General features: G+C 43.5%; 20 protein-coding genes and 1 pseudogene. 11 read left to right on the forward strand and 10 right to left on the reverse strand.

Going from position 1 to position 24,121, the window contains the following annotated elements; translation table 11 throughout:
* Nucleotides 1-18: 18 nt before the first annotated feature.
* From BQ5903_RS08415 to BQ5903_RS08460, 11 genes and pseudogenes are all read left to right on the forward strand, one after another.
* Nucleotides 19-1,284, forward strand: a pseudogene (locus BQ5903_RS08415) (phage portal protein).
* Nucleotides 1,281-1,952, forward strand: coding sequence for a head maturation protease, ClpP-related (locus tag BQ5903_RS08420; RefSeq protein ID WP_079579341.1), 672 nt, complete (start codon nt 1,281-1,283; stop codon nt 1,950-1,952). Before BQ5903_RS08415 ends, BQ5903_RS08420 begins: the two are co-directional and overlap by 4 nt.
* Before the next feature lie 19 nt (nt 1,953-1,971).
* Nucleotides 1,972-3,150: a phage major capsid protein gene (locus tag BQ5903_RS08425; RefSeq protein WP_079579342.1), complete on the forward strand. Its 1,179-nt coding sequence runs from the start codon at nt 1,972-1,974 to the stop codon at nt 3,148-3,150.
* 16 nt (nt 3,151-3,166) lie between these two features.
* Nucleotides 3,167-3,445, forward strand: a complete 279-nt coding sequence (locus BQ5903_RS08430) for a head-tail connector protein (protein ID WP_079579343.1) — start codon at nt 3,167-3,169, stop codon at nt 3,443-3,445.
* Nucleotides 3,446-3,823 (forward strand): phage head closure protein, encoded by a 378-nt coding sequence (locus BQ5903_RS08435; protein ID WP_079579344.1) that lies wholly within the window; start codon nt 3,446-3,448, stop codon nt 3,821-3,823.
* Nucleotides 3,820-4,230, forward strand: coding sequence for a phage holin family protein (locus tag BQ5903_RS08440; protein ID WP_079579345.1), 411 nt, complete (start codon nt 3,820-3,822; stop codon nt 4,228-4,230). The genes BQ5903_RS08435 and BQ5903_RS08440 overlap by 4 nt, the downstream gene beginning before the upstream one ends.
* Nucleotides 4,227-5,105: a GH25 family lysozyme gene (locus BQ5903_RS08445; RefSeq protein ID WP_079579346.1), complete on the forward strand. Its 879-nt coding sequence runs from the start codon at nt 4,227-4,229 to the stop codon at nt 5,103-5,105. The genes BQ5903_RS08440 and BQ5903_RS08445 overlap by 4 nt, the downstream gene beginning before the upstream one ends.
* Nucleotides 5,106-5,196: 91 nt before the next feature.
* On the forward strand, nt 5,197-5,433 hold the full coding sequence (locus BQ5903_RS08450) for an SHOCT domain-containing protein (RefSeq protein ID WP_079579347.1): 237 nt from the start codon (nt 5,197-5,199) through the stop codon (nt 5,431-5,433).
* Between the two features lie 29 nt (nt 5,434-5,462).
* Nucleotides 5,463-6,644, forward strand: coding sequence for a recombinase family protein (locus BQ5903_RS08455; RefSeq protein WP_231920835.1), 1,182 nt, complete (start codon nt 5,463-5,465; stop codon nt 6,642-6,644).
* A 63-nt stretch (nt 6,645-6,707) separates the two neighbouring features.
* Nucleotides 6,708-7,121 (forward strand): hypothetical protein, encoded by a 414-nt coding sequence (locus BQ5903_RS12275; RefSeq protein WP_231920836.1) that lies wholly within the window; start codon nt 6,708-6,710, stop codon nt 7,119-7,121.
* Nucleotides 7,114-8,691 (forward strand): recombinase family protein, encoded by a 1,578-nt coding sequence (locus BQ5903_RS08460; RefSeq protein ID WP_079579348.1) that lies wholly within the window; start codon nt 7,114-7,116, stop codon nt 8,689-8,691. Before BQ5903_RS12275 ends, BQ5903_RS08460 begins: the two co-directional genes overlap by 8 nt.
* A gap of 47 nt (nt 8,692-8,738) precedes the next feature.
* Here BQ5903_RS08460 and BQ5903_RS08465 read toward each other — a convergent pair whose 3' ends face one another.
* The 10 genes from BQ5903_RS08465 to pcrA all read right to left on the reverse strand — a co-directional run bounded on the left by BQ5903_RS08465 (nt 8,739) and on the right by pcrA (nt 23,842).
* On the reverse strand, nt 8,739-10,139 hold the full coding sequence (locus BQ5903_RS08465) for a DHA2 family efflux MFS transporter permease subunit (protein WP_079579673.1): 1,401 nt from the start codon (nt 10,137-10,139) through the stop codon (nt 8,739-8,741).
* An 18-nt stretch (nt 10,140-10,157) separates the two neighbouring features.
* Complete coding sequence (locus BQ5903_RS08470; protein ID WP_079579349.1) at nt 10,158-10,871, reverse strand: B3/B4 domain-containing protein; 714 nt, start codon at nt 10,869-10,871, stop codon at nt 10,158-10,160.
* 497 nt (nt 10,872-11,368) lie between these two features.
* Complete coding sequence (gene rlmD / locus BQ5903_RS08475) at nt 11,369-12,745, reverse strand: 23S rRNA (uracil(1939)-C(5))-methyltransferase RlmD (protein WP_079579350.1); 1,377 nt, start codon at nt 12,743-12,745, stop codon at nt 11,369-11,371.
* Between the two features lie 920 nt (nt 12,746-13,665).
* The gene (locus tag BQ5903_RS08480; protein ID WP_056988074.1) at nt 13,666-14,694 is read right to left on the reverse strand and encodes a diacylglycerol kinase; all 1,029 of its coding nucleotides are present in this window, start codon (nt 14,692-14,694) and stop codon (nt 13,666-13,668) included.
* Nucleotides 14,695-14,727: 33 nt separating this feature from the next.
* Nucleotides 14,728-16,161, reverse strand: a complete 1,434-nt coding sequence (gene gatB, locus BQ5903_RS08485; protein WP_010496864.1) for an Asp-tRNA(Asn)/Glu-tRNA(Gln) amidotransferase subunit GatB — start codon at nt 16,159-16,161, stop codon at nt 14,728-14,730.
* Complete coding sequence (gatA, locus tag BQ5903_RS08490) at nt 16,161-17,624, reverse strand: Asp-tRNA(Asn)/Glu-tRNA(Gln) amidotransferase subunit GatA (RefSeq protein ID WP_010496862.1); 1,464 nt, start codon at nt 17,622-17,624, stop codon at nt 16,161-16,163. The genes gatB and gatA overlap by 1 nt, the downstream gene beginning before the upstream one ends.
* Nucleotides 17,625-17,627: 3 nt before the next feature.
* Nucleotides 17,628-17,930, reverse strand: a complete 303-nt coding sequence (gene gatC, locus BQ5903_RS08495) for an Asp-tRNA(Asn)/Glu-tRNA(Gln) amidotransferase subunit GatC (protein WP_079579351.1) — start codon at nt 17,928-17,930, stop codon at nt 17,628-17,630.
* A 360-nt stretch (nt 17,931-18,290) separates the two neighbouring features.
* Nucleotides 18,291-19,457, reverse strand: a complete 1,167-nt coding sequence (locus tag BQ5903_RS08500; protein WP_079579352.1) for a CamS family sex pheromone protein — start codon at nt 19,455-19,457, stop codon at nt 18,291-18,293.
* Complete coding sequence (gene ligA / locus BQ5903_RS08505; protein ID WP_079579353.1) at nt 19,454-21,478, reverse strand: NAD-dependent DNA ligase LigA; 2,025 nt, start codon at nt 21,476-21,478, stop codon at nt 19,454-19,456. Before ligA ends, BQ5903_RS08500 begins: the two co-directional genes overlap by 4 nt.
* 135 nt (nt 21,479-21,613) lie before the next feature.
* A complete protein-coding gene (gene pcrA / locus BQ5903_RS08510; RefSeq protein ID WP_154022031.1) occupies nt 21,614-23,842 on the reverse strand; it encodes a DNA helicase PcrA in 2,229 nt (742 codons plus the stop codon).
* Nucleotides 23,843-24,121 lie beyond the last annotated feature (279 nt).

Raw genomic sequence — 24,121 nt, forward strand, 5'->3', positions numbered from 1 at the left:
CTGAAAGGAGTTGATGCTATGGGCTTTTTCAATAAACTATTCCACACCAACAAAGCTTCACCTAAGAATACCTTGTCTAGCACTATGTCATTTCTTTTCGGCAGTTCGATGGCAGGACAAACAGTAACTGAACGCACAGCAATGCAGAATACGGCTGTTTATGCCTGCGTCAGGGTATTAGCTGAAGGGTTAGCAGAATTACCACTTCATATTTACCAATACACTAATGATGGCGGCAAGCAACGGGCGATCAAGCACCCGCTTTATTTTTTGCTGCATGATGCGCCTAACCCAGAGATGACCAGTTTCATCTTCCGGGAAACCTTGATGAACCATCTTTTACTTTGGGGTAACGCCTATGCCCAGATTATCCGGAATGGTCAAGGGCAGATTACTGGTCTTTATCCTTTAATGCCGGATCGAATAGACGTTAACCGCGCCACCAACGGTGAACTCTATTATACCTACACCAGAAATTATGACGATTACCAGGCGAAGAATAAATTCAAGCAAGTGATCCTCCTGTCTGATGAAGTTTTCCACATTGCTGGGTTAGGTTTTGATGGCCTAATCGGTTATAGCCCCATTGCCATGGCTAAGAACGCGATAGGCTTATCGATGGCTGCTGAGCAATATGGTTCAACCTTCTTTAAGAACGATGCAACCCCTGGCGGCGTTCTCGAACATCCTAATGTGGTGAAGGACCCGGAACGCCTGCGCAAAAGCTGGCAATCTCAATTTTCTGGATCTAACAATCATAGCATTGCGGTCCTTGAAGAAGGGATGACTTTTCACCAGCTCTCCATTCCGCCAGACCAGGCTCAGTTTCTCGATACCCGGAAGTTTCAGCTTGACGAAATTGCCCGGATCTTCCGGATACCCCCTCATATGGTCGGTGATCTGGATCGATCAACCTTCTCCAACATCGAACAACAGTCACTGGAATTTGTGAAGTATACCTTAAACCCCTGGTGTGTTCGTTGGGAACAGGCCATGAATCAGCAGCTGCTTTCCACTGATGATCAGCAGAAATACTTTATCAAGTTCAACGTTGACGGCTTGCTTCGTGGTGATTATGAAAGCCGCATGAATGGCTAAGCCATCGGTCGGCAAAACGGCTGGTTGTCCGCTAACGACATTCGGGAACTTGAAGATCTCAACCGAATTCCGGCAAGTGAAGGCGGTGATCAGTACTTGGTTAACGGCAACATGCTGCCGCTAAGTCAAGCCGGCAATTTCTATAACCCAAAGCCAAAACAAGAAAGTGAGGATGATCAGATTTGAAAAGATTCTGGAACTGGAACCATGATGGCGGCCAGCGTCAACTAGCAATTTCGGGAGTCATTGCCCCAGATAGCTGGGTTGAAGATGATATTTCACCACAAGTGTTCCAGGATGAACTCAACGAAAGCCAAGGACCAATTGATCTCTGGCTTAACTCTCCTGGAGGTGACTGCGTAGCTGCCAGTCGTATTTACATGATGCTGATGAATTATCCCGACGATGTTAATGTCAAGATCGATGGGATTGCCGCTTCTGCAGCATCAGTAATTGCTATGGCGGGAACCAATGTTTCAATGGCACCGGCAGCAATGTTAATGATCCATAATCCTTTAACCATTGTCGGTGGTCAAAAGAAAGACTTGGATCAAGCCGCTCAAATGTTAGCCGAAACCAAAGAATCAATTAACAATGCTTATGAGCTGAAAACTAACCTGCCCCGAGAAAAGATTTCAGCCATGATGGATGATGAAACTTGGATGAACGTCAACAAAGCGATTGAATTGGGCTTTGCGGACAAAATGCTTGGTCAAGATAAGAACATAACAGATTGTTACTCATACTCTGACAAGCAATCAGACCTTGTTTTACTTAATAAACTCAAGCCAACAACTAAATCAACTATCTCTGTAAAGTCGCTGCAAAAGCGGCTTTCTTTGTTATCGCACTAATTTGAGGAGGAACATACCTATGAATAAGATTACTGAACTGCAAGAAAAGCGTGCCCGGATCTGGAAGCAAGCCAAGGACTTTCTTGATACCAAACAAAAGGAAGCCGACGTATTATCCGCTGAAGATAATGCTACCTACGAAAAAATGGAACAAGATGTCGTCAATCTCGGCAAGGAAATTGACCGTCGCCATAAGCAAGAGGAAATTGAAGCTGCTCTAAATCAGCCGACTTCCCAGGCCATTACTAATACCCCGGCTGATGGAACTCTATCCAATAAACAAACAGGGTATGCAAAAGACTTTTGGCAAATGATGCGTGGACGTGGTGTGGTCAATGCCTTAAAAGAAGGTGCCGATCCTGATGGCGGCTTCCTGGTTCCTGATGAATTCGAAAATCAATTAATTCAAAAGCTGCAGGAAGCCAACGTTCTACGGACCATTAGCCACGTTATCCAAACTAACAGTGGCGAACATAAAATTCCCGTTGTTGCCAGCGAAGGAACCGCGGCTTGGCTTGACGAAGAGGCTGCCTACACGGAATCCAACACCCAATTTAGCCAAGTATCGCTCGGTGCACATAAACTTGGCACCCTGATCAAGGTATCGGAAGAGCTACTGAACGATTCCGCCTTTGACTTAATGACTTACCTTTCCGATGAATTTGGCCGCCGGTTGGGCAATGCCGAAGAGCAATCCTTTTTAACCGGTACGGGCACGGGCCAGCCATCCGGCATTCTTACTGATACAAACGGGGCTTCAGCCGGATCTACTGCCGCTAAAGCAGATTCCCTGACCTTTGATGATTTAATCGACCTCTTCTATTCCTTAAAAGCGCCATATCGACAAAATGCCGTCTTTCTAATGAACGATAACACCGTTAAGGCAATTCGCAAAATGAAAGATAAGAACGATCAATACATCTGGCAGCCATCTGTCCAGGCGGGACAACCTGATCGAATTCTCAACTGCCCAGTTTATACCAGCCCGTTTATGCCAACACTAGCTGCCGGTAACAAGCCGGTGCTTTTTGGTGACTTCAATTACTACTGGATTGCAGATCGCCAAGGACGAACCTTCAAACGTCTTAATGAACTTTACGCCGTAACTGGTCAGGTTGGTTTCCTAGGCTCACAACGTGTCGATGGTAAAGTCATTTTGCCAGAAGCTATTAAGACACTCGCAATGGCTGCCAAGTAGAAAGGAATGATGGAATGTGGCTGTTATTACTTTGGCTGAAGCAAAAACCTACCTGAGGGTTGACGTCACAACAGAAGATGACCTTATCACCAAACTGATTGGTTCCGCAACTGCTACTGTCGAGAATGTGCTCCGGCAGCCATTGTCGGTATTTGATCCCCTCCCTGACGATATTCACACAGCGGTGCTCTACACGATTGCCTACCTTTACGAATACCGAGAAACGGCCGATTTTGATGCCATGATTAAATTTCTCCGTGCTATTTTAGCGCCTTACCGGAAGGAGGAATTTTAATTGCAGCAGCAAAATAAACGGGTCAGCAAAATCGCTGATATTGGCGAACTGAACAAACGAATTCAGTTAATGAAAATGATGGATACTGGGAAAATCAACCCTAATACTGGTGAAGATATTCGGGAAAATAGTATTTTTGCAGAAGTTTGGGCCAAGGTTTCTGCTCTGCATGGCCAGGAATATTACACCGCCGTTTCCGTAAAGCTGGAAAAGCAGCTCTCTTTCATCATTCGCTACCGTAACGATATTGACGAAAACACTAACATCTGGTTTGAGAACCGAGGTTACAACATTGGCTTTATCGATTATGTCAAATACGGTCATGAATATATGGAAATCAAAGCTGAATACTCGAGAGGAGTTTATTTACCAAGATGAAAACAAGTTTGCTTACTATCAACTCCTGCTGTGGTGCCATTGGTGCTTTTCTTGGCTGGTACTTGGGCGGGCTGGATGATTTCTTGTATGCCCTGCTGATCTTTATGGTGGTGGATTACTTAACCGGAATCCTCTGTGCCATCAATGAACATCAGCTATCGAGCGAAATTGGCTTCCGAGGACTCACCAGGAAAATTCTCATTTTAGTTTTAGTGGGAATTGCTAATGTCTTAGACATTCATTTATTGAAGAACGGTTCGGCAATCAGAACGGCTACCATCTTCTTTTACATTTCCAATGAAGGTATTTCCCTACTTGAGAATGCCAGCCGCCTCGGTTTGCCAGTGCCCGATAAACTAAAGAGTGTTTTGCAGCAATTACACGATAAGGATGGTGATAAATCATGATCCAAGGAATTGATATTTCAGAGTGGCAGGGGCATGTTGACTTCCAAGCTGTCAAAGCTAGTGGTGTTAAGTTCGTCCTAGTTCGCGCTGGATATGGACGCTCAGCTAGCCAAGAAGATCGCTATTTTGCAGAACACTATGCTCAAGCGAAGTCGGCTGGTTTGCAAGTGGGCGCTTATTGGTACTCCTATGCGATTTCACCCGCTGATGCTGCTAACGAAGCCTGCGCTTGCTTAACCGTCTTGGGCAATCGTCACTTTGACTTTCCAATCTACTTTGACCTGGAAGAACAGTGGCAATTCCGACAAGGACGGAGTTTTTGCGATAGTTTAGTAAAAAGTTTCTGCTCGGTTCTTGAACAGCATGGTTGCTACGCAGGGTTATACATCTCCCAATCACCACTGCAGACCTACATCTCTCCAGTAGTCGCCCAACGTTATGCTATCTGGGTAGCTGAGTACGGATCACGTTGCAACTATAATGGCAGCTACGGCATCTGGCAGCATTCTTCTACCGGTTCCGTGCCTGGTGTTAATGGTAGCTGCGATTTAGATTATGCGTTTATCGATTACGCTGCCGTGATTAACAAAGAAAGGCCAGTCACCAGAAAGAGTTCTGATGAACTGGCTAATGAAGTACTAGCTGGTCAATGGGGTAATGGCGCTGATCGGCAACAGCGTTTAACCGCGGCGGGTTATAATTACCCAATCGTCCAAGAAAAAGTTAATCAACTATTGAATCGAAAATCCGTCGACCAAGTGGCCCGTGAGGTAATTCGCGGAACCTGGGGTAACGGTAGTGATCGAATTAACCGTCTAAGACGAGCCGGTTATGACCCCCATCAAATTCAGCAACGTGTCAATCAACTACTTTAATTCATGCCTGTGGACTGCGGTCTGCAGGCTTTTTTATTTTGCCATGGTTTACTTTTTGGACTTAGCTGGCTTATCAGTGGAGGTAATTACAATGACTAAAAAAGTTAAAACCGTGACTCACCAACCACTGATGCCCTTTAAAACTAACGTAACACAACAACAATTACTGAATGAACTGCATTATCAACAATCCCGCCAGCTCATCACGAAACTACTAAACAAGGGATTGATCTCCGAGAATGAATTCAAGCAAATTGATCAATTAAATCAGCAATCCTTTCCACCATTAAAGCCAGAAAGCGTTGATACATCAACTGTTCAGAGCTAACATACCACACTGATGAAAGGAGGTTTGCCATGTCAACCATTACGAAAATTCAAGGCTACCAACGTGATGTGAAACAATTAAGAGTAGCGGCTTATTGCCGGGTATCCACTGATAACGTAGCACAATTGGAAAGCCTGGAAAATCAGCGGCAGCATTATCAGGAATATATCAACCGCCATCCTAATTGGCAGCTAGCTAGAATCTACTTTGATGAGGGGATTTCGGGCACCAAACTGAATCACCGCAATGCCTTAAAAGAATTACTCGCTGATTGCCATAACCACCGGATCGATTTGGTGATTACCAAGTCAATTAGCCGACTATCACGTAACACTACTGATTGTTTGCAAATTGTTCGTGAACTACAACAATTAAACATTCCAATTTACTTTGAAAAGGAACGAATCAATACGGGTGAGATGGCTAGTGAACTGTTTCTTTCTATTCTCAGCAGCATTGCTCAGGATGAATCACACTCAACTGCGGGTAATTTACGCTGGTCCATTCGAAAGCGGTTTGCGGATGGCAGTTTCAAAGTTTCTTCAGCACCATACGGCTACTCGATTCAGAATGGCAATTTGGCTATTAGGCCACGAGAAGCTCGGATCGTGAAACAAATCTTCAGTCAGTTTCTCCGAGGCACATCAACTGGTCAAATTGCTAAGCAGCTGAACAATGAACATATTCCAACCCAGCGTGGCCACCATTGGTGGAGCAGTACGGTCATTAATATTCTTCGCAATATCAACTATACCGGCGATATGCTGTGCCAAAAAACTTACCGTGATGATCAATACCACCGGCATTTTAATCAAGGTGAACTAGCACAATACTTAATTGAAGAACATCATCCGGCCTTAGTCAGCCATCGCGAATTTAATGAAGTACAAGAATGGTTAAAACAAACTGCCCAACAGCGAAATATTGAGTCCGGCAGTCATAAGTATCAACAACACTACCTATTCTCTAGCAAGATCATTTGTGACCATTGCGGCTCCACTTTCAAGCGTCAAACCCGCCCTAACAAAATCTGCTGGGCTTGTCAGAAGCATTTGCACTCGGCAAAGCTATGTCCAGTGAAGTCGGTTTCTGAAAAAAGCATTCAAAATGCCTTCTGCATCATGATGAATAAACTGATTTTCAGCAGGAAATTTTTACTCTCTCCATTGGTACAAGAGCTGAAGGAAAACTTCAACGATCCAGACGGATAATTAAGCAAATTAACTAATCAGATTGAGTCCAACGATCAGAAAGCCGAAACGCTGATGAAATTAGTGAAAGAAGGCTTAATCGATAAGGGGCTGTACATTAATCAGACCGCTGAACTGGAACAAAGTAGCTATCAATGCCAGCAACAGATCAAGCAAATTAGCAGCAACAATACTGATAATGCTAATAACCTGGGAGATTTTCGTGACCTTCTTCGCTGGTGCCAACAGGGACAAATGCTGGACGACTTTGATTCTGGCTTATTCAAGGCTTTTGTCCAGAACATCAAAGTTAATAGCCAACACGAGATTGTCTTTCAACTCAAGTGCGGACTGCATTTGGCTGAACACCTGCCGAAGAATACCTTGGTCAGTCAGCATTTTTATCGTGAGGTAATTCGTCAACGTTTTAATGAACCATTAAAACAAGCAGAATATCTGTATAGCATCATCAAAAGCGAGGTAGATTTAATTGGGTAAAGTACGTATCATTCCGGCTCATCAGCAACACGGCAACAGCATTAACCGTTCTCCAGATGAACCGCAATCAGAAAGGCTGCGAGTTGCTGCCTACTGCCGGGTTTCAACTGAACTCGATGAACAGGCTAACTCCTACGAAACACAGGTTAGCCACTACAAAGAATTGATTCAAAAAGACCCCAGCTGGGACTTTGCTGGAATCTTTGCCGACGATGGGATCTCGGGAACTAACACTAAAAAGCGTGATCAATTCAATAAAATGATCAAAGCCTGTAAAGCAGGGAAGATTGATCTGATTGTCACCAAGTCAATAAGCCGTTTTGCTCGAAACACGATCGATTGTTTAAAATACATTCGTGACCTGAAAGCCATCAACGTGGCCATCTTCTTTGAGAAGGAGAATATCAATACCATGGATGCTAAGGGTGAAGTCTTAATTACCATTATGGCTTCCCTCGCCCAGCAAGAAAGTGAGTCGCTATCGCAAAACGTTAAGCTCGGCCTGCAGTACCGTTACCAGCAAGGCAAAGTGCTAATCAACCATAATCACTTTCTCGGCTACACCAAAGATAAAGAGGGCAACCTGGTGATTGAACCAGAGGAAGCCAAGACAGTTAAACGGATCTTCTACAGCTACCTGCAAGGGATGACGATGAAGCAAATTGCCGAAGCACTCAAAGCAGACGGTGTATTAACGGGTGGAAAGAAAACTAATTGGCACTCTAGCGGGATTGCCTTGATCCTCAAGAATGAGAAATATATGGGTGACGCTCTACTACAGAAAACTTACACCGTTGACTTCTTAACCAAGAAGCGCGTTAAGAACAATGGCATTATGCCGCAGTACTATGTTGAGAACGACCATCCCGCTATTATTCCCAAGTCCGTTTTTATGCAAGTACAGAACTTGATCCAGCGGCGCCATAACGGTATCACCACTAAGAATGGCAAACACCGGAGAGTTAACAGCAAGTATTGTTTTTCGCAACGGGTCTATTGTGGAAAATGTGGGGATATCTTCCAACGAAATATGTGGTATAACCCCGTTAAGGTTGCAGTTTGGCGCTGTGCCAGCCGTATTAAACGCAGTAAAAAAGGCAGCCGCTGCATGATCCGCAATGTCAAAGAACCTCTTCTCAAAACCGCTACCCTTGATGCCATCAATCAGCTAATCGAAAGCCATGAATTAGCGGATAAGCAAATCAAAGCGAATATCATGAAAATCGTTAAGAACTCCAAAGGGCCTACGATTGAGGAGCTGGACAAACGACTAGAAGAAGCGCAGTTGAAGCTGATCCAAGCAGCTAACCAGCATCAAAATTGTAATGACCTTACCCAGCAAGTAATGGAGCTGCGTAACCAAAAAGAAAAGGTCCAAAGGATTGAATCCGAAAATCAAGCCAAGCTCCATAATATCGACCAGGTTAGCGACTTCGTGGATGAACATCAACACGGTATTCAAGAATTCGACCCGCAGTTGGTTCGCCGGTTAATCGAAAAAATCACCATCTTTCAACGCTACATAGAGTTCGCATTCAAAGATGGTGAAGTGATTAAAGTTAAGATGTAAATATTTAGGATCTGCGGCACTCAGCTATTTTGGCTGGGTGTCGTTTTCTATATATCGTTACTAGAAGTATTTTCAGCATCACTTATTCTTGTTAAAAGCAATAAAGCAATTATCGTAATCAATATTGTTGAAGCAAATGCTCCTTGGTAGCCTCGTGTCATTGCTAATAATATTGAATCATGATGAACTATCTGCCAATTTTGTACCAGGCCTTGGATAGCAACTGCCAGAGTCGTACTAAATGAGTTTGCAACTTGAACCATTGTGACGATAATCGTATTTCCAGAGGTAACTTGCTTTTGCGAAAGTGAATTTAACGCATAAACACTGGCCGGTGTGTATGCCAAGGTTAAGTCACCACACCGAATGGAATAAAGGATCGTAATTAAGACAATGCTAGTACTTGCATCGTAGAAAAACATTGGCACCGCTGTTAAAAGAGCAATTAATGAACCAAAGATGCCCAGATGTTTAATTCCAAAGTCATCATATAAACGACCCGCAAATGGTGACAAAAACGCCATCGCTAAGGCACTCGGAATCATCACTAGACCTGATATCAAGGCACTAACTTTTTTTACATTTTGATTAAATAGTGGCAATATCAACTCTGGCGCCATAATCGCAGCTGAAATTAATAATGCAATTGTCATCCCTAAGCAAAAATGTTTGGACTGGAAAACATGAAGATCCAATAATGGATTATCCAGTTTTAATTGACGCCTGGAAAAGATCAGCAAGGCCATTAATCCAATCCCAATGAGTCCCATCGTGATTAGGAAATTATGACCCATTTCACCAAGGCGTCCTAAACTGTAGAGTAAAATCCCCAACCCGAACATAACTAGAATAACTGATGGAATATCAACTGGAATTGCCACTGGCTTCAACACATTTTGCACCCAAATATTTGTGGCAATGATCGTTATAATGACAATTGGAATCAAGATAATGAACAACATTCGCCAATTAAAATACTCCAAAATTACTCCTGACAGTGTTGGACCAATAGCTGGGCCCAAGTTAATAATGATTCCTGCAAGCCCCAGTGCTAAGCCTCGATGCTCCACTGGAATGATTACCGTTAAAACGTTAGTCACTAACGGCATATTGATTCCCACTGCGCTGGCCTGAATTAATCTTCCTAATAATAGAATTGGAAAATTAGGAGCTGTTGCGGAAATAATTAAGCCAGTTAAAAAGACTGTCATGGTCACAGTAAAGATCCGCCGCAAAGGAAACCGATGCATGATGAAATTAGCTAAGGGCATCATCATACCGCTCATCAGCATATATCCCGTGTTCAGCCACTGAGCGCTCATCTGGTTGACATGTGTTTCTTTCATAATAGCTGGCAAGCCATTATTCATTAAGGTTTCTGCAAGTGTTGTTACAAAACTACCAAGTAATAATGTTGCCATCATCAAAAATATTCTTCTTTTATTCATAATGGTGGACATAAAAGCCTACTTCCATTCAAATATCGGGTGATTCTGATCAACAATGCCGTTTTGTACTTTAACCTTAAAAATCATTTCTAACTTGGCTGATAAGTCTTGCACAGCCTGATCGACCAATTCCTTGTTAACATCCGCAAAGCCATCAATTGGGAAAAAGACACTCCTTGTATTCGGCGTAATCTTCCCCTGATCACTTTGCCGCCAAGTCCAACGTCTCGTCCTAACTTCATTGCCAACTGCATAAATAACCTCGCCAGTATCTGGCTTCTCTATATTTTCTGCTGTTTTACCCAGAGGAATAAAGGTATCAGTGTTTGAGTCAGCAAACCGCATCTCAATATTTCCTTGAGTATCATCTAAATTGTGAGTACCCATTGGTAGTGTATATTTCAAAGAAATCGCATTGTTGAGATCAACGAGCGGATTGATATGAGGTAAACTCTTTCCTTTTGAGAGGCGCTTAAACAAGGCTTCAACAGAACACGGGTACTTATTCGGATTAATTCCTAATTGCCGAAAGGCCTCTCGGTAGGGTATAATCTCTGGACGTTTTTTAACATTAACGCCAGCAAATTTATCTTGCGCTAGTTTTTCATATTTATCTAACATTTGCGAAATTTCTGGGTATGACGTTTGATTATCGATTTCATGAGCAACAACTACCCCAACATACATACTCGGCAATTTTTCAAATATTCCTGGTTTAATAATGAATTTCATAGTGTTTCCTCCTAAAACAAAAAAGCTGGATAAGAAACCCGCTGCCTTAGCAACGCCCTTATCCAGCCTGTAATTTTTACAAACCCTCTGAACTTTAGTTATTCAATTGCTGTTAATTCTAACAAATCACATCTTTTTTATCAAGCATGGCCCCAGCTACCGACAAGTCGAATCTGCTAGTATTCTGTTAATTTTCGTTGCCGGAAAATATAATACTCGATTTGTCACTGTGCCTTTGTCAACTGGTCCTGCAACACTAAATTTCTTATTTTTTATTCAGCCCAAACTGCTCTACATCGACTATTTAAGCTCTTTCCATCACCTTAACCAACTCAACTCCCCAAAACGGACACTTGCCTACTCAATCCGAAAAAACAGGACGCTGTCCACTCAACCCGCCAGTCAGAAAAGTAAAAAGTGTACTAACTCCCATCATCAAAAAAAGAACTAGTACACTTTCAATCTATTAAGAATGCCGCTACACTGGCATTTATCGCCTATTTTTCTGTGCGTTCAAGAACGGTTACGGATTCGACATGTGTCGTTTGCGGAAATTGATCGAATGGTTCCAGCGGACGTTTGACAGAGTAACCCTGCTCGCCAAAACGCTCGATGTCGCGGACTAATGTAGCCGGATTACAGCTGACATAGACAATTTTTTGCGGAGCAGTTTTAGCAGCTGCTTCGATGAAGTCGGCCGTCAAACCTTTACGGGGTGGATCAACAACGATCACAGCGGGCTTAATACCATTATCAGCCCATTTTTTCATCGTTTCCTCAGCCGTTCCTACTTCAAAATGCAAATTATCAAGTTTATTCAAACGAGCATTTTCCTTAGCGTCCTCAATGGCCTGGGGTACAATTTCCACGCCATAAACTTTTTTAGCAGCTTTGGCTAAACTGAGAGAAATAGTTCCGATACCACAGTATGCATCGATCACGGTTTCATCACCGTGCAGATCAGCTAGCTCAACTGCCCGAGCATAGAGTTTCTCTGTTTGCACTGGATTGACCTGGTAGAATGATTGTGCCGAAATATTGAAGGTTAAGCCATTTAATTGGTCTTGAATGTAGTTTCGTCCACGCATAACCTTAGTCGTCTTGCCTAAGATAACATTCGTCTGATCTGGATTGATATTTTGTTGAACGCTGACAACATCAGGACATTGTTCTTGAATTTTAGCCGAGATCTCAGCGGCACCCTTCAGCTTCTTAGTCCGTGTGATCAAGACGACCATCACTTCACCGCTATAATGACCACGACGGACCATCACGTTACGGATCACACCGGTGTGTTTTTCCTCATTATAAGCTGGCACGTTGAATTCGCGTAAAATATCGCGGACTGCGAGGATCACTTCATCGATCCGCGGATCTTGGATCTCATAATCTTCAAGCTGGATAAAGTTGTGGCTGCCTCGACGGAAAAAACCAGTCGTCAGCTGGCCTTGGTATTCGCGTGCTGGGACCTGTGCTTTATTCCGATAGTGACGTGGTTCATCCATGCCCACCGTTTGAGCGACTTCTAAGTGTGACAAATGTGCTTTTTGTAAAAGATCGACTACTAATTTGCGCTTATATTTCAATTGTGCTGGATAAGCCCAGTGCTGCAAGGGCGCGATCCCCGTTTGAACGAGTTCTTTTTTACCAACGGCAACTCGCTCAGGGCTGGTAGTCAAATACTCGACTGCCTTGGCAAAACCATATTTCTTATCAGCCTTCAAAACGTGCAGTTTGACCTGCTCGCCTGGTAAGGCACCAGCAACAAACAATGGATAGCCGTCGATCTTGGCAACTCCCATGCCTTGGTACGTTAAGTCCGTGATCGTTGCGGTTAATTCGTCATTTTTAGTGACGGGTGTTTTTTTCTTCATTTCATACTCCTTAAATTATGGTGCTTCATTCTTATTTCGTTTGTCAGTATCGCTCATAGTGTACAAAAGGACTGCCAGAGGTGCAAGTTAAGTTTGCCATTTCCCCTGGTTGGCGTCATTTTTCATGCTTTGATCTTCAACAGCTTAGTGCAGCACGCATCTAATATAAATGTAATGCTTACTTTGGTTAAGTTTGTGTCACATTTCTATTTGTAACATTTACTTTGCCGAAGTTTGCGTTACATTTCCACTTGTAACACTTACTTCGCCTAAGTTTGTATCACATTTCCACTTGTAACGCAAACTTCGCCAGAGTTTGCGTCACATTTCTATTTGTAACACTTACTTTGCCGAAGTTTGCATCACATTTCTACTTGTAACACTTACTCTGTCTAAGTTTGCGTCACATTTCCACTTGTGAGATTTACTTCGCCAGAGTTTGCGTCACATTTCTATTTGTAACACTTACTTTGCCGAAGTTTGCGTTACATTTCCACTTGTAACACTTACTTCGCCTAAGTTTGCGTCACATTTCCACTTGTGAGACTTACTTGGCCAAAGTTTGCATTACATTCTCACTTGCGACATTTACTTTGCCAAAGTTTGCGTCGTATTTCCTTTTGTAGCACTTACTTCGCCAAAGTTTGCGTCACATTCTCGCTTATAACACTTACTTTGCCAGAGTTTGCGTTGCATTCTAGCTTGTAACACTTACTTCATCTAAGTTTGCGTTACATTCCTACTTATAAACACCTACTTTGCCAAAATTTGCTGCACACCATCGCTTGTAACATCTACTTTACCAAACTTGGTGGGATAGTATTGCCAGTCATCCGGCTCAAACGTTTGCCAAAAATCACCTGTTAAAAAGCGGCCGCAACAAAGCTGATTGTTACGACCACTTTTATCCTTAGTACAAATTATTTTTCATTAACACTTTCGTCTTCAGACCCACCGTCATCTGGCAACTGTTCCATCTCATGAACAAAACGGTCACGCGCATCTTTTGCTAAAGCCGTCTCGGCCGTGATCGCTGAATTTGGGATCTGATCAATGTTAGCACACATTTCAATATGTTGTTTATGGTCAACAAATGTCATCGGTGCATCTCCCCCATATTCACCATCAACGTTAATCATCATTCGTTGCCCCGGTGAGCTGGCTTTGATTTTAGAAGTTTTAACGTAAACGATCCGTGGGTCATCCACGTGCTTACCACCGTTAAATACTTTGCGGATCAAATGCAATATCTCGACCAAATTACTAGTCTTCACAATGATCAAAGTAAACTTGCCATCGTCAAGTGAAGCATCTGGTACGATCTGTTCAAAACCACCGACAGAGTTCGTTAGAGCAACGAAGAACATTGAGGCCTTGCCGTCAAACTCACCATCGTCATACTTAATTTTCATGTTGACTGGTTTAATTCGTGGCAATAACTCTGCCCCTTTGGCCAAATACGCCAAGTAACCAAACTGTGACTTCAATTCAGACGGCACAGAATAGGTAATTTCTGATAACAAACCGCCTGCAGCAATATTTACGAAGTAATTATCATTAGCCTGACCAATGTCCATTCTGATCGTCTTTCCCTTAGCAATCACTTTAGCTGCTGCCAACGGATCTTCACGCGGGATCTTTAAAGCTCGCGCATAATCATTGGTCGTTCCAGCAGGAATGATCCCCATTTTCGGACGTTTTTTCAACGGCGCGATTCCGTTGACGACTTCATTGATCGTGCCGTCACCACCTGCGGCGATCAGCAGATCAAAGCCATCGCGTGCAGCACGCTTGGCTTCATTTTGAGCGGAATTTTCCTCAGCAGTAGTTGCAAAGGCACTTGTTTCATAACCGGCATTTTCCATAATATCTAAAATACCGACCAAATCCTTCTTCATGGCTTCCCTGCCAGAAGTGGGATTATAAATTACACGACAACGTTTTTTCATAGTTCTAACGATCTCCAGGGAAACTGAACTCCCTTACCTTTCTTTCAAACTAGCCATTAAGAGTTTATTGACAACTTTCGGGTTGGCTTTCCCACGAGTCTGCTTCATGATATTACCGACCAAGAACCCAACAGCGCGGTCCTTACCATTCTTGAAGTCTTCGATCGATTTAGCATTGTTATCCAAAACATCATCGATGATCGGCTGCAAAGTAGCGGGATCAGACAATTGCACCATACCCTTTTCTTCAACCCAGGCTTTTGGATCAGTATCGTTGGCAACGATCTGTTTGAAGACTTTCTTGGCAATCTTGCTAGAAATGGTCTCATCTTGGATCAAGCCGATCATTTGTGCCAAATGTGCAGGGGTCAAGGCTAAGTCTGCCAATTCAACCTTCTTGTCGTTCATATAGGCACTTACATCACCCATCAACCAGTTAGCGGCTAACTTCGGATCAGCACCTGCAGCAACAGTTGCTTCAAAAAAGTCTGACATTTCCATCGTTTGTGTCAAAACGTCGGCATCATATTCAGTGACGCCCCACTCATTGACATAACGTTTACGACGATCTTCCGGCATTTCCGGGATCGAGTCTTTGATTTTCTTGATCCAATCATCTGAAATATGGATCGGCGGCAAGTCTGGTTCTGGGAAGTAACGATAGTCGCTCTTACCTTCCTTAACACGCATCAGGACTGTTTCACCAGTATTGACATCAAAACGACGAGTTTCCTGTTGGATACTGCCGCCAGCTCGGATGACATTTTCCTGGCGTTGTTCTTCATACTTCAAACCTGAACGTACGTGTTCAAATGAGTTCAAGTTTTTCATTTCAGTTTTAGTTCCATATTGATCAGAGCCAATTGGACGAACCGAAATGTTGACGTCGGCCCGCATGGAACCTTCTTCCATCTTCACGTCAGACACGCCGGTAAATTGGATAACTTGACGTAGTTTCTTTAAGTAGGCATAAGCTTCATCAGCCGAAGCAATATCTGGTTTCGAAACTATTTCGATCAACGGTGTTCCCTGACGGTTCAAATCGACGTAGGAATATCCATCTGGATCATGGGTATTTTTCCCAGCATCTTCTTCGACATGCATTTCTTCGATCCCGATCTTCTTAGTTGAACCATCTTCCAGTTCGATCTCTAAGAAACCATCATGACCAATTGGCGTTTGAGCTTGTGTGATCTGATAAGCTTTCGGATTATCTGGGTAAAAGTAGTTCTTCCGATCAAAATGGATATCTTGCGTAATTTGGCAATTTAAAGCCAAAGCAGCACGCATCCCATATTCCAAAGCACCCTTGTTGACCTCAGGTAAAACTCCCGGATAACCCCAGTCGATCACATTCGTGTTGGTATTTGGTGCTTGACCATATTGGACTGGTGCGGGAGAAAATGCTTTAGACTTAGTTTTCATTTCAACGTGGACTTCAAGTCCGATTGTTGTGGTAAAGTTCATTAATTTTCCCCTCCGATCGTTGGTACTTCTTTATGAAAGTCAGTTGCTTGTTCAAAGGCATAACCGGCACGATACATCGTTTCTTCACCAAACTGCGGTGCGATCAGCTGCATCCCGATCGGCAAACCATTGGAAAAACCTGCTGGTAACGACATTCCTGGCAAACCAGCCAAGTTAACTGGAATAGTCAAAATATCATTCATATACATTGTCACCGGATCATTGATCTCTTCACCGATACCAAAGGCCGTTGAGGTCGTGGTTGGCGCTAAGATCAAGTCGTAATTAGCAAAAACGTTGGCGAAATCTTGACAGATCAAGGTCCGGACCTGAGCAGCCTTCTTGAAGTATGCATCATAGGTCCCGGCTGAAAGAGAGAATGTCCCCAACATTATCCGCCGTTTGACTTCGTCACCAAAGCCCTCGGAACGGGAACGCACATAAACATCTTCCAAATTCTTCACATCGTCAGCCCGAAAGCCATAGCGGATCCCATCGTAACGCTGCAAGTTAGAAGAAGCTTCAGACGAAGCAATGATGTAATAGACCGGTACACCGTACTTGCTGTAAGGCAAAGAAACTTCTTCAACAACAGCACCTAATTTTTCAAAGGTCTTGGCCGCATTTTGAATAGCGGCACGTACATCTTCATTAACACCTTTATCCATGAATTCTTTAGGTAGACCAATGCGCATTTTCTTGATGTCGCCGTTTAATTTAGCGGTAAAATCAGGGACTTCACGTTCAGAGGAAGTAAAGTCATGCTTGTCATGACCAGAAATGGCACTCAACATCAAGGCATTGTCCTTGACCGTCCGAGTCATTGGACCGACCTGATCCAAGCTAGAACCAAAGGCGATCACACCATAACGGGACACGCGGCCATAAGTCGGTTTAACGCCAACGATGCCGTTAAAAGCAGCTGGCTGCCGGATCGAACCGCCAGTATCGGTACCCAAGGCAACTAACAATTGACCAGAAGCCACAGCGGCTGCCGGTCCACCAGAAGAACCACCAGGAACTTTAGTTTGGTCCCAAGCATTTTTAGTAATTTTAAAGGCCGAGTTTTCAGTAGAACCACCCATGGCAAATTCATCGAGGTTCAACTTACCCACGTCGATCATGCGAGCAGCTTCCAACTTATCCATCACAGTTGCGTTGTAGATTGGTTCGAAGTTACCCAAAATCTTACTTGCAGCAGTTGTCTTTAACCCCTTTGTAACGATATTGTCTTTGATACCAACTGGGATGCCGGCTAATTTGTCAGCATCAGTGATGCCCCTTTCATCAACTTTTTGGGCAGCAGCCAAAGCTTGTTTCTCGTCCAAAGTCAGAAAAGCTTCGATCTTGGCATCGGTAGCCTTGATTTGCTTGAAGGTTTCTGTTGTTAGTTCTTTAGAACTAAAATCTTTATTAAGTAAACCTGCATGGATCGATGACAGGTCATTTTTAAAGTAATCCATTTATCAACCTTCCTCGCTTTCATCAATAATTGCAGGAACTTTAACAAAGCCCTTGTCTTTTTGAGGAACATTATGCATCAACTGGTCACGATCAGTTCCCTTAACTGCCACGTCTTCACGCATGACATTCTTAGCTTCAGCAACGGTAGATGTTACTGGAACGCCTGTTGTATCAACTTCACCAAGCTGCTGGACCATTTTGATGATATCATCCATCTGGCCAGCAAACATTTGTAATTCATCATCAGTGAATTCGAGCTTGGCTAATTTGGCGACATGCTTCACTTCATCGGCTGTGATTGCCATTTTGTTTCCCTCTTTCTACGTTGTTTTCAATTTGTTATCTGATACTGCTGTAAAGAATTATTGTTTCCCGCAAAAAATTGCAGAAATGTTGCAAGTTAACACTAGCTATTCTAGCATATTTCCAGAAAAGTTTGGCACTAATATAACTAAAAACTGGACATGTCTGTGTGACACATCACAGTTTTAGCTGTCCATCATTTGTAAAGAGCAGTGATTTGCTGCTTAGTGAGAAAATTTATCCACAGCTCTCAATTGTGCGCATCATTCTAACTGACTTACTCTTGCATCTTAATTGAGAGGTCTTTAGCAAATTTTTTCGGCATTTGTAAAGAATTGCTACATTCACCGAGCTTTCTAACATTAGTAACTGCTAAAAACATGGGAATAGAAATCACCATTGTCATCTTCACGCGATAAGAAAGCTTGGACTGTGCCATCGGCGCCCTTGATCGTGATGTCGATCGGGATCCCTGTTGGCAAATATGTCCGTGCGGCTTGCGCGACATACTGCGTGAAACTTGTGATCTCTGTTTGACTATAGAACTGGGTCGTAATATTGACCTTCATTCCTTGCAGCGTCTTATTTTTGTACTGTCCTTGTGCCGTCACACCTGCTAAGTTCGGGAAGAAGTCCTTGATCTTATTCTGGAAGCCTTCAAATGATGTCTCATCATTGTCATTTGGCACCGACTTAGTGGCCGTAGCTGGAAAAGTATAGCTAGACAAATGAGTGTCCTGCCAATTATTGATCTCGTTACCGCTCTTACTAAGTGTTGTAGAGTAAAATGAACCGCCGACTAAACTATCGTTAGGAGCCTGTTCAAACATTGCGATCATGATCGGCGTATCGTTAGTAACGCCCTTTTCCTTCCGTAAACGAGCCAATATTTTGGCAGCTGCGATCCGGCCTTGCTTGACCATTTCATCCTGCGAAATATCGGTCGAGTAAGTTGCACCATACTGTTCTTTTTGATAGTAATCCTTACGATTCATTCCGATCCCGATCGTGATCCCGCCTAAACTCAGCTTACCGTTGTCATCATTCATGTAATCTTGTTCTTCGATTTGTTGAATGTATTTCGGCGTCCGCTTTTTAGCATCCTTTTGCCCGTTATCTTTAGGGTTTAAGCCCGTAGGATTATCCCTTGATTGCCGGTCTAGCCAGTTTTCAACGGTCGAACGCGAAAGAATCTGGCCTTCTTGGAACACATACTTCTTAGGAGAAAATTGGGTCTTAGAAAGTGACGTCAATCCCGATTCAAAACTCTGCAGGTTCAATATGTTATCAGCGTCCTGAGTGATCCCGACACCACGTGCCCGACTAGCCTTGTACCTGCCATTCTTGATCACACCTTGGTAATCTGAATCCGCAGTTTTTCCCGTAGTCTGATAACCCTTTTTTGAAGTAGTTTTATTTGTACGTGCCGTGTTAGTCGAACCGCCGTTATTATCGGACGTATTCGAACATGCACTGATCAGCAGGACCGACATCAGTAAGCTGATAACAATTGCTGCCTTTTTTCTCATCGTTCTGCCCCCATTTTCTTAACAAACTGTGCCTCATCCATGATCTGCGTACCTAAGTCTTGGGCTTTGGTCAGCTTGCTGCCGGCATCATGACCCGCGATCAAAAGCGTCGTTTTCTTAGAGACACTGCCCGTGACTTTGGCGCCATGCTCTTGCAGCCATTTTTTAGCGTCAGCTCGCGTGATCGTATCCAGCGTTCCGGTCAAAACGACCGTCTGCTTGTTAAATTCACTTTCTTGAGCTTGTTCTTCAACTTGGCTGGCTGTTTTGCCCAAATAATCCATGTTGACTTTTTGTTTCTTTAATTCACCGATCAAGTCGGCCACTTCAGCAGTCGCAAAATACTTAACGATACTTTCTGCAATAACTCCACCCATCGAATCGATCTCCTCGATTTCTTGTGCCGAAGCATGACTGATCTGATCCAAGCTGCCAAAATGTTGCGCCAAGATCCGTGCAGCTTTTGCACCGACATGCCGGATCCCTAAGCCAAACAACAGATGCTCCACTGATTCTTGGCGGCTGGCATCGATAGCCTCAAGCAAATTAGAGGCTGACTTATCTTTGACCTTATCTAACCTGAGCAAGTCTTCTTTAGTTAACTTATACAGATCAGCGACATCCGTGATCAGCTCCAAGTCAAACATTTGCTGGATGATCCGTTTTCCCAAGCCCCGAATGTCCATCGCGTTTCTGGATGCGAAATGGATCACACTTTCTTTCAAAAGTGACGGGCATTTAGGATTGACGCAACGTAATGCGACTTCATCATCCAAGTGTACCAGCTTTGCACCGCATTCTGGGCAGTGGGTCGGGATCTCATATAAAGTAGAGTCAGCGGGACGTTTGTCAAGCACGACCTCTGAAATTTCAGGAATGATATCGCCAGCCTTATGCAGCTTAACGGTATCTAAAACGCGGATCCCTTTTTCTTCCAAGTAGTCGGGGTTGTGTAATGACGCCCGACTCACCGTTGAACCAGCCAATTGGACTGGATCCATGACCGCAGTCGGTGTCACCACACCAGTCCGTCCCACCGTCCATTCAATGTCGCGGACAACAGTTTCTTGTTCGTCTGGCGGAAATTTATAGGCGATCGCCCAGCGGGGAACTTTGACAGTATTGCCTAACTCTTGCTGGACTGTAAATGGATCAGCCTTCAAAACGATCCCGTCGATATCATATTCGAGCTGAGTACGTTTGTCCTGATAATCATCAATATAGGCGTTAACTTCATCCATATTAGTTGCTAAACGTGAAGCGGTATTCGTCTTAAAGCCCCATTCATGCATCTTTTTTAAGGCAGCACTTTGTGACTTGACACCAAATTTTTCTGGTTCCATTAAGTAATAGATAAAGGTACTCAGATTTCGTGCCGCTGTGACCTTTGAATTCAATTGACGTAAAGACCCGGCCGCCGCGTTACGCGGATTCGCAAAAACCGGTAAGCCCTGCTCTTCACGGTATTCATTCAAGTGTACAAAAGAACTCTTAGGCATGTAGCACTCACCACGAACTTCGACTGAAACAGGTTCGCTCAAGCGCAAAGGGATCGCCTTGATCGTTTTCAAGTTTTGAGTGATGTCTTCACCGATCATCCCATTACCACGGGTCGAGCCTTTGACAAAGACTCCATCCTCATATGTCAATGAGATCGCTAAACCATCGATTTTTAATTCACAATTAAAGGCGACCTTTTCATCAACGTTGGTATGCAGGCGGTCAATGAAGGCCCGCAATTCATCTTTTGAGAAAACATCTCCGAGTGAAAGCATTGGTGTTTCGTGAGTAACTTTTTCAAAGCCGGATAAAATATGTCCACCGACTCGCTGAGTAGGTGAATCCGCAGTAATGACTTCGGGATGTTGTTTTTCTAAGTCCTGCAACTGCCGGTAAGTCTGATCATAAACTGCATCTTCGACTGTCGGCTGATCCAAAACATAGTACTCCCGGCCCCATTGATTTAATTGTTGTCGTAATTCTTGCGCTTGTTTTGCGACATTTGCCTGATCTGCGGCCATCGTTTCTCCTCCTCAAACTACTATTGAAAAATTGGTAAAACAAATGGTCACTCCCAATTTTTCAATCATTTCTTATTTTATTTCTCTGGTAACTATTAATTAAGCTTTATTCCAAAATTTTACCAAACCTTATGGCTAGCGTTTACTGATCGGCGCAAAGGATGCCAGCAAACGTTTGATACCTTGCGAATCAAAAGCAATATCCAGCTCGGTATTTTCACCTTCACCGCTGACTTTCACGACTGTTCCTTCACCCCAAGCCTTGTGGAAGACTTTATCGCCCACGTTCCAAGCCTTCTTTTCGGCTCCGGTCGTAGTTGGCTTCGTCACGGTCCCTGGTCTTAGTGAAGCTTGCTTGTAAGGGTTGATCTGACGAGCAGTCCGATGCTGTGTGAAGCCGGTACTCGACGTCCGCTGTTCATTTTCTGACTGTAAGAGGTCATCATCGATCTCCTCGATAAAACGAGAAGTTGGGTTATTTTGTTTGCGCCCATATAACATCCGTGAAAAAGCATTAGTCAAAAATAATTCTTGTTGCGCGCGGGTAATACCGACATACGCTAATCGGCGCTCCTCTTCCAGTTCATCTTCATCGGTCATTGCACGGGATAACGGGAAGATCCCCTCTTCCATTCCGATCAAGAAGACTACTGGAAATTCCAAGCCCTTAGCAGCATGAAGAGTCATCATCGTCACTTCATTTTGTTCTTCATCGACACTGTCCTGGTCAGAAACCAGCGACAGTTCGGCCAAGAAGTCAACGAATGGATCTTCATGTTCTTCGTCTTCTTGCCAGGATGAATCGAATTGTTGGGTCACAGTCAAGAATTCGTCCAAGTTTTCCAAACGACTTTCGTTTTCCAGCGACTGTGTTTTCTTCAAAGCTTGACGGTAACCGGCACGATCTAAGATCGCATCAGTCAGTTCCGTCACGGTCGCACTTTTTTCCATCTCGTGCAAGTCGCGCATTAACTTAGCAAACTTCTCTAACTGCTTAGCAGCTTTGCCCGTGACATTAGTCATCACAACATTTTCAGCAGCTTCCAACATACTTAAACCGTTCATAGCGGCAAAGTCGTTTAATTTATCCAGGCTAGCCTGACCGATCCCACGTTTAGGTTCATTGACTACCCGATTAAAACTCATCGAATCTTGCGGATTAGTTGCTAAACGCAAGTATGCCAAAATATCTAAGATTTCTTTTCGATCATAAAAACGATGAGCGCCCACGATCTTATATGGAATATTGGTTTTGACAAATGTTTCTTCCATCACACGCGATTGTGCATTAGTCCGATAAAGAATGGCAAAATCATTGTACTTTCTGCCCTCTTCACGGATCTTTTGCTGAATATTTTTAACGACAAAATAAGCTTCATCATTAGCGTTCATGCCGCGATAATAGTGGATCTTATCGCCAGCCTTATTTTCAGTCCATAAAGTTTTGACTTTACGGTTAACGTTATTTTTGATAACTGAGTTAGCAGCATCCAAGATCGTCTTAGTAGAACGGTAATTCTGTTCCAATTTAACGACTGTGGCATCTGGATAGTCTTTCTCAAAATTCATAATATTTTCCATGTTAGCACCACGCCAACCATAGATACTCTGGTCTGCATCACCCACGACACAAAGGTTACGGGAACCTTCAGCCAACATGCCGACCAAACGATACTGAGCTTCGTTAGTATCCTGGTATTCATCAACATGGATATACTGGAATTTACGCTGGTAGTACTCCAAAGTTTCACGATCTTTTGTAAATAACTCGATCGTTTGCATGATCAGGTCGTCAAAGTCCATCGCCGAGTCCTTACGTAATTCTTCTTGATATTTTTCATAAGCCTGTGCCGTGATTTGTTCCACGGGACTTTCAGCATTTTTCTTATAATCATCGACCGTTAACAGATCATTTTTAGCATTTGAAATATTGCTTAAAACCATCCGAGGATCGTAGCGCTTAGTATCAACATTCAGATCAGCTAGAATGTGTTTCATCAACGTCCGCTGCTCACTAGGACTGGCAATTGTAAACGAACGGTTAAAACCGATTTTTTCAGCTTCCCTCCGTAAGATCCGCACACACAAAGCATGGAAAGTCGAGACCCAAATATCCGAGCCGGCTTCTCCTAATAACTTGTCAACACGTTCACGCATCTCTCGCGCAGCCTTATTGGTAAAAGTGATCGCCAAAACATGCCACGGCAAGACATTTTTTTCTTGGATCAAATAAGCGACCCGATGCGTTAAAACACGCGTCTTACCACTGCCTGCTCCAGCCATGATCAAAAGCGGTCCCTCTGTACAGCGAACCGCTTGTGCTTGTTTATCATTCATTTTGTCTAGTAGGTTATTTTGACCCAAATTATTCAATCCTCTCTAAATCTTCAGTCTGTTTCATTATAGCACAGGACACCTCTGCTTGGGCACCGACTAAGCCCATGGAAAGGCATCCAATTCAGATAATTAGTCCCTTGAGAAAAGTGATGTGTTTAGGTGAAATAGTATGAAAGTGAAACGGACATTTACTCAAGTTCTTTCTACATTATTTCTTGGTCTGGTGCAAATATCTGAACCCGAAGAATTTTGTTTAACCTTTCGACTCATGCACTCTTAACTTCATCTGGACCGTCTTATGTGATA

It is taken from the genome of Ligilactobacillus acidipiscis (assembly GCF_900116935.1).
In the GTDB taxonomy this organism is placed as follows: domain Bacteria; phylum Bacillota; class Bacilli; order Lactobacillales; family Lactobacillaceae; genus Ligilactobacillus; species Ligilactobacillus acidipiscis.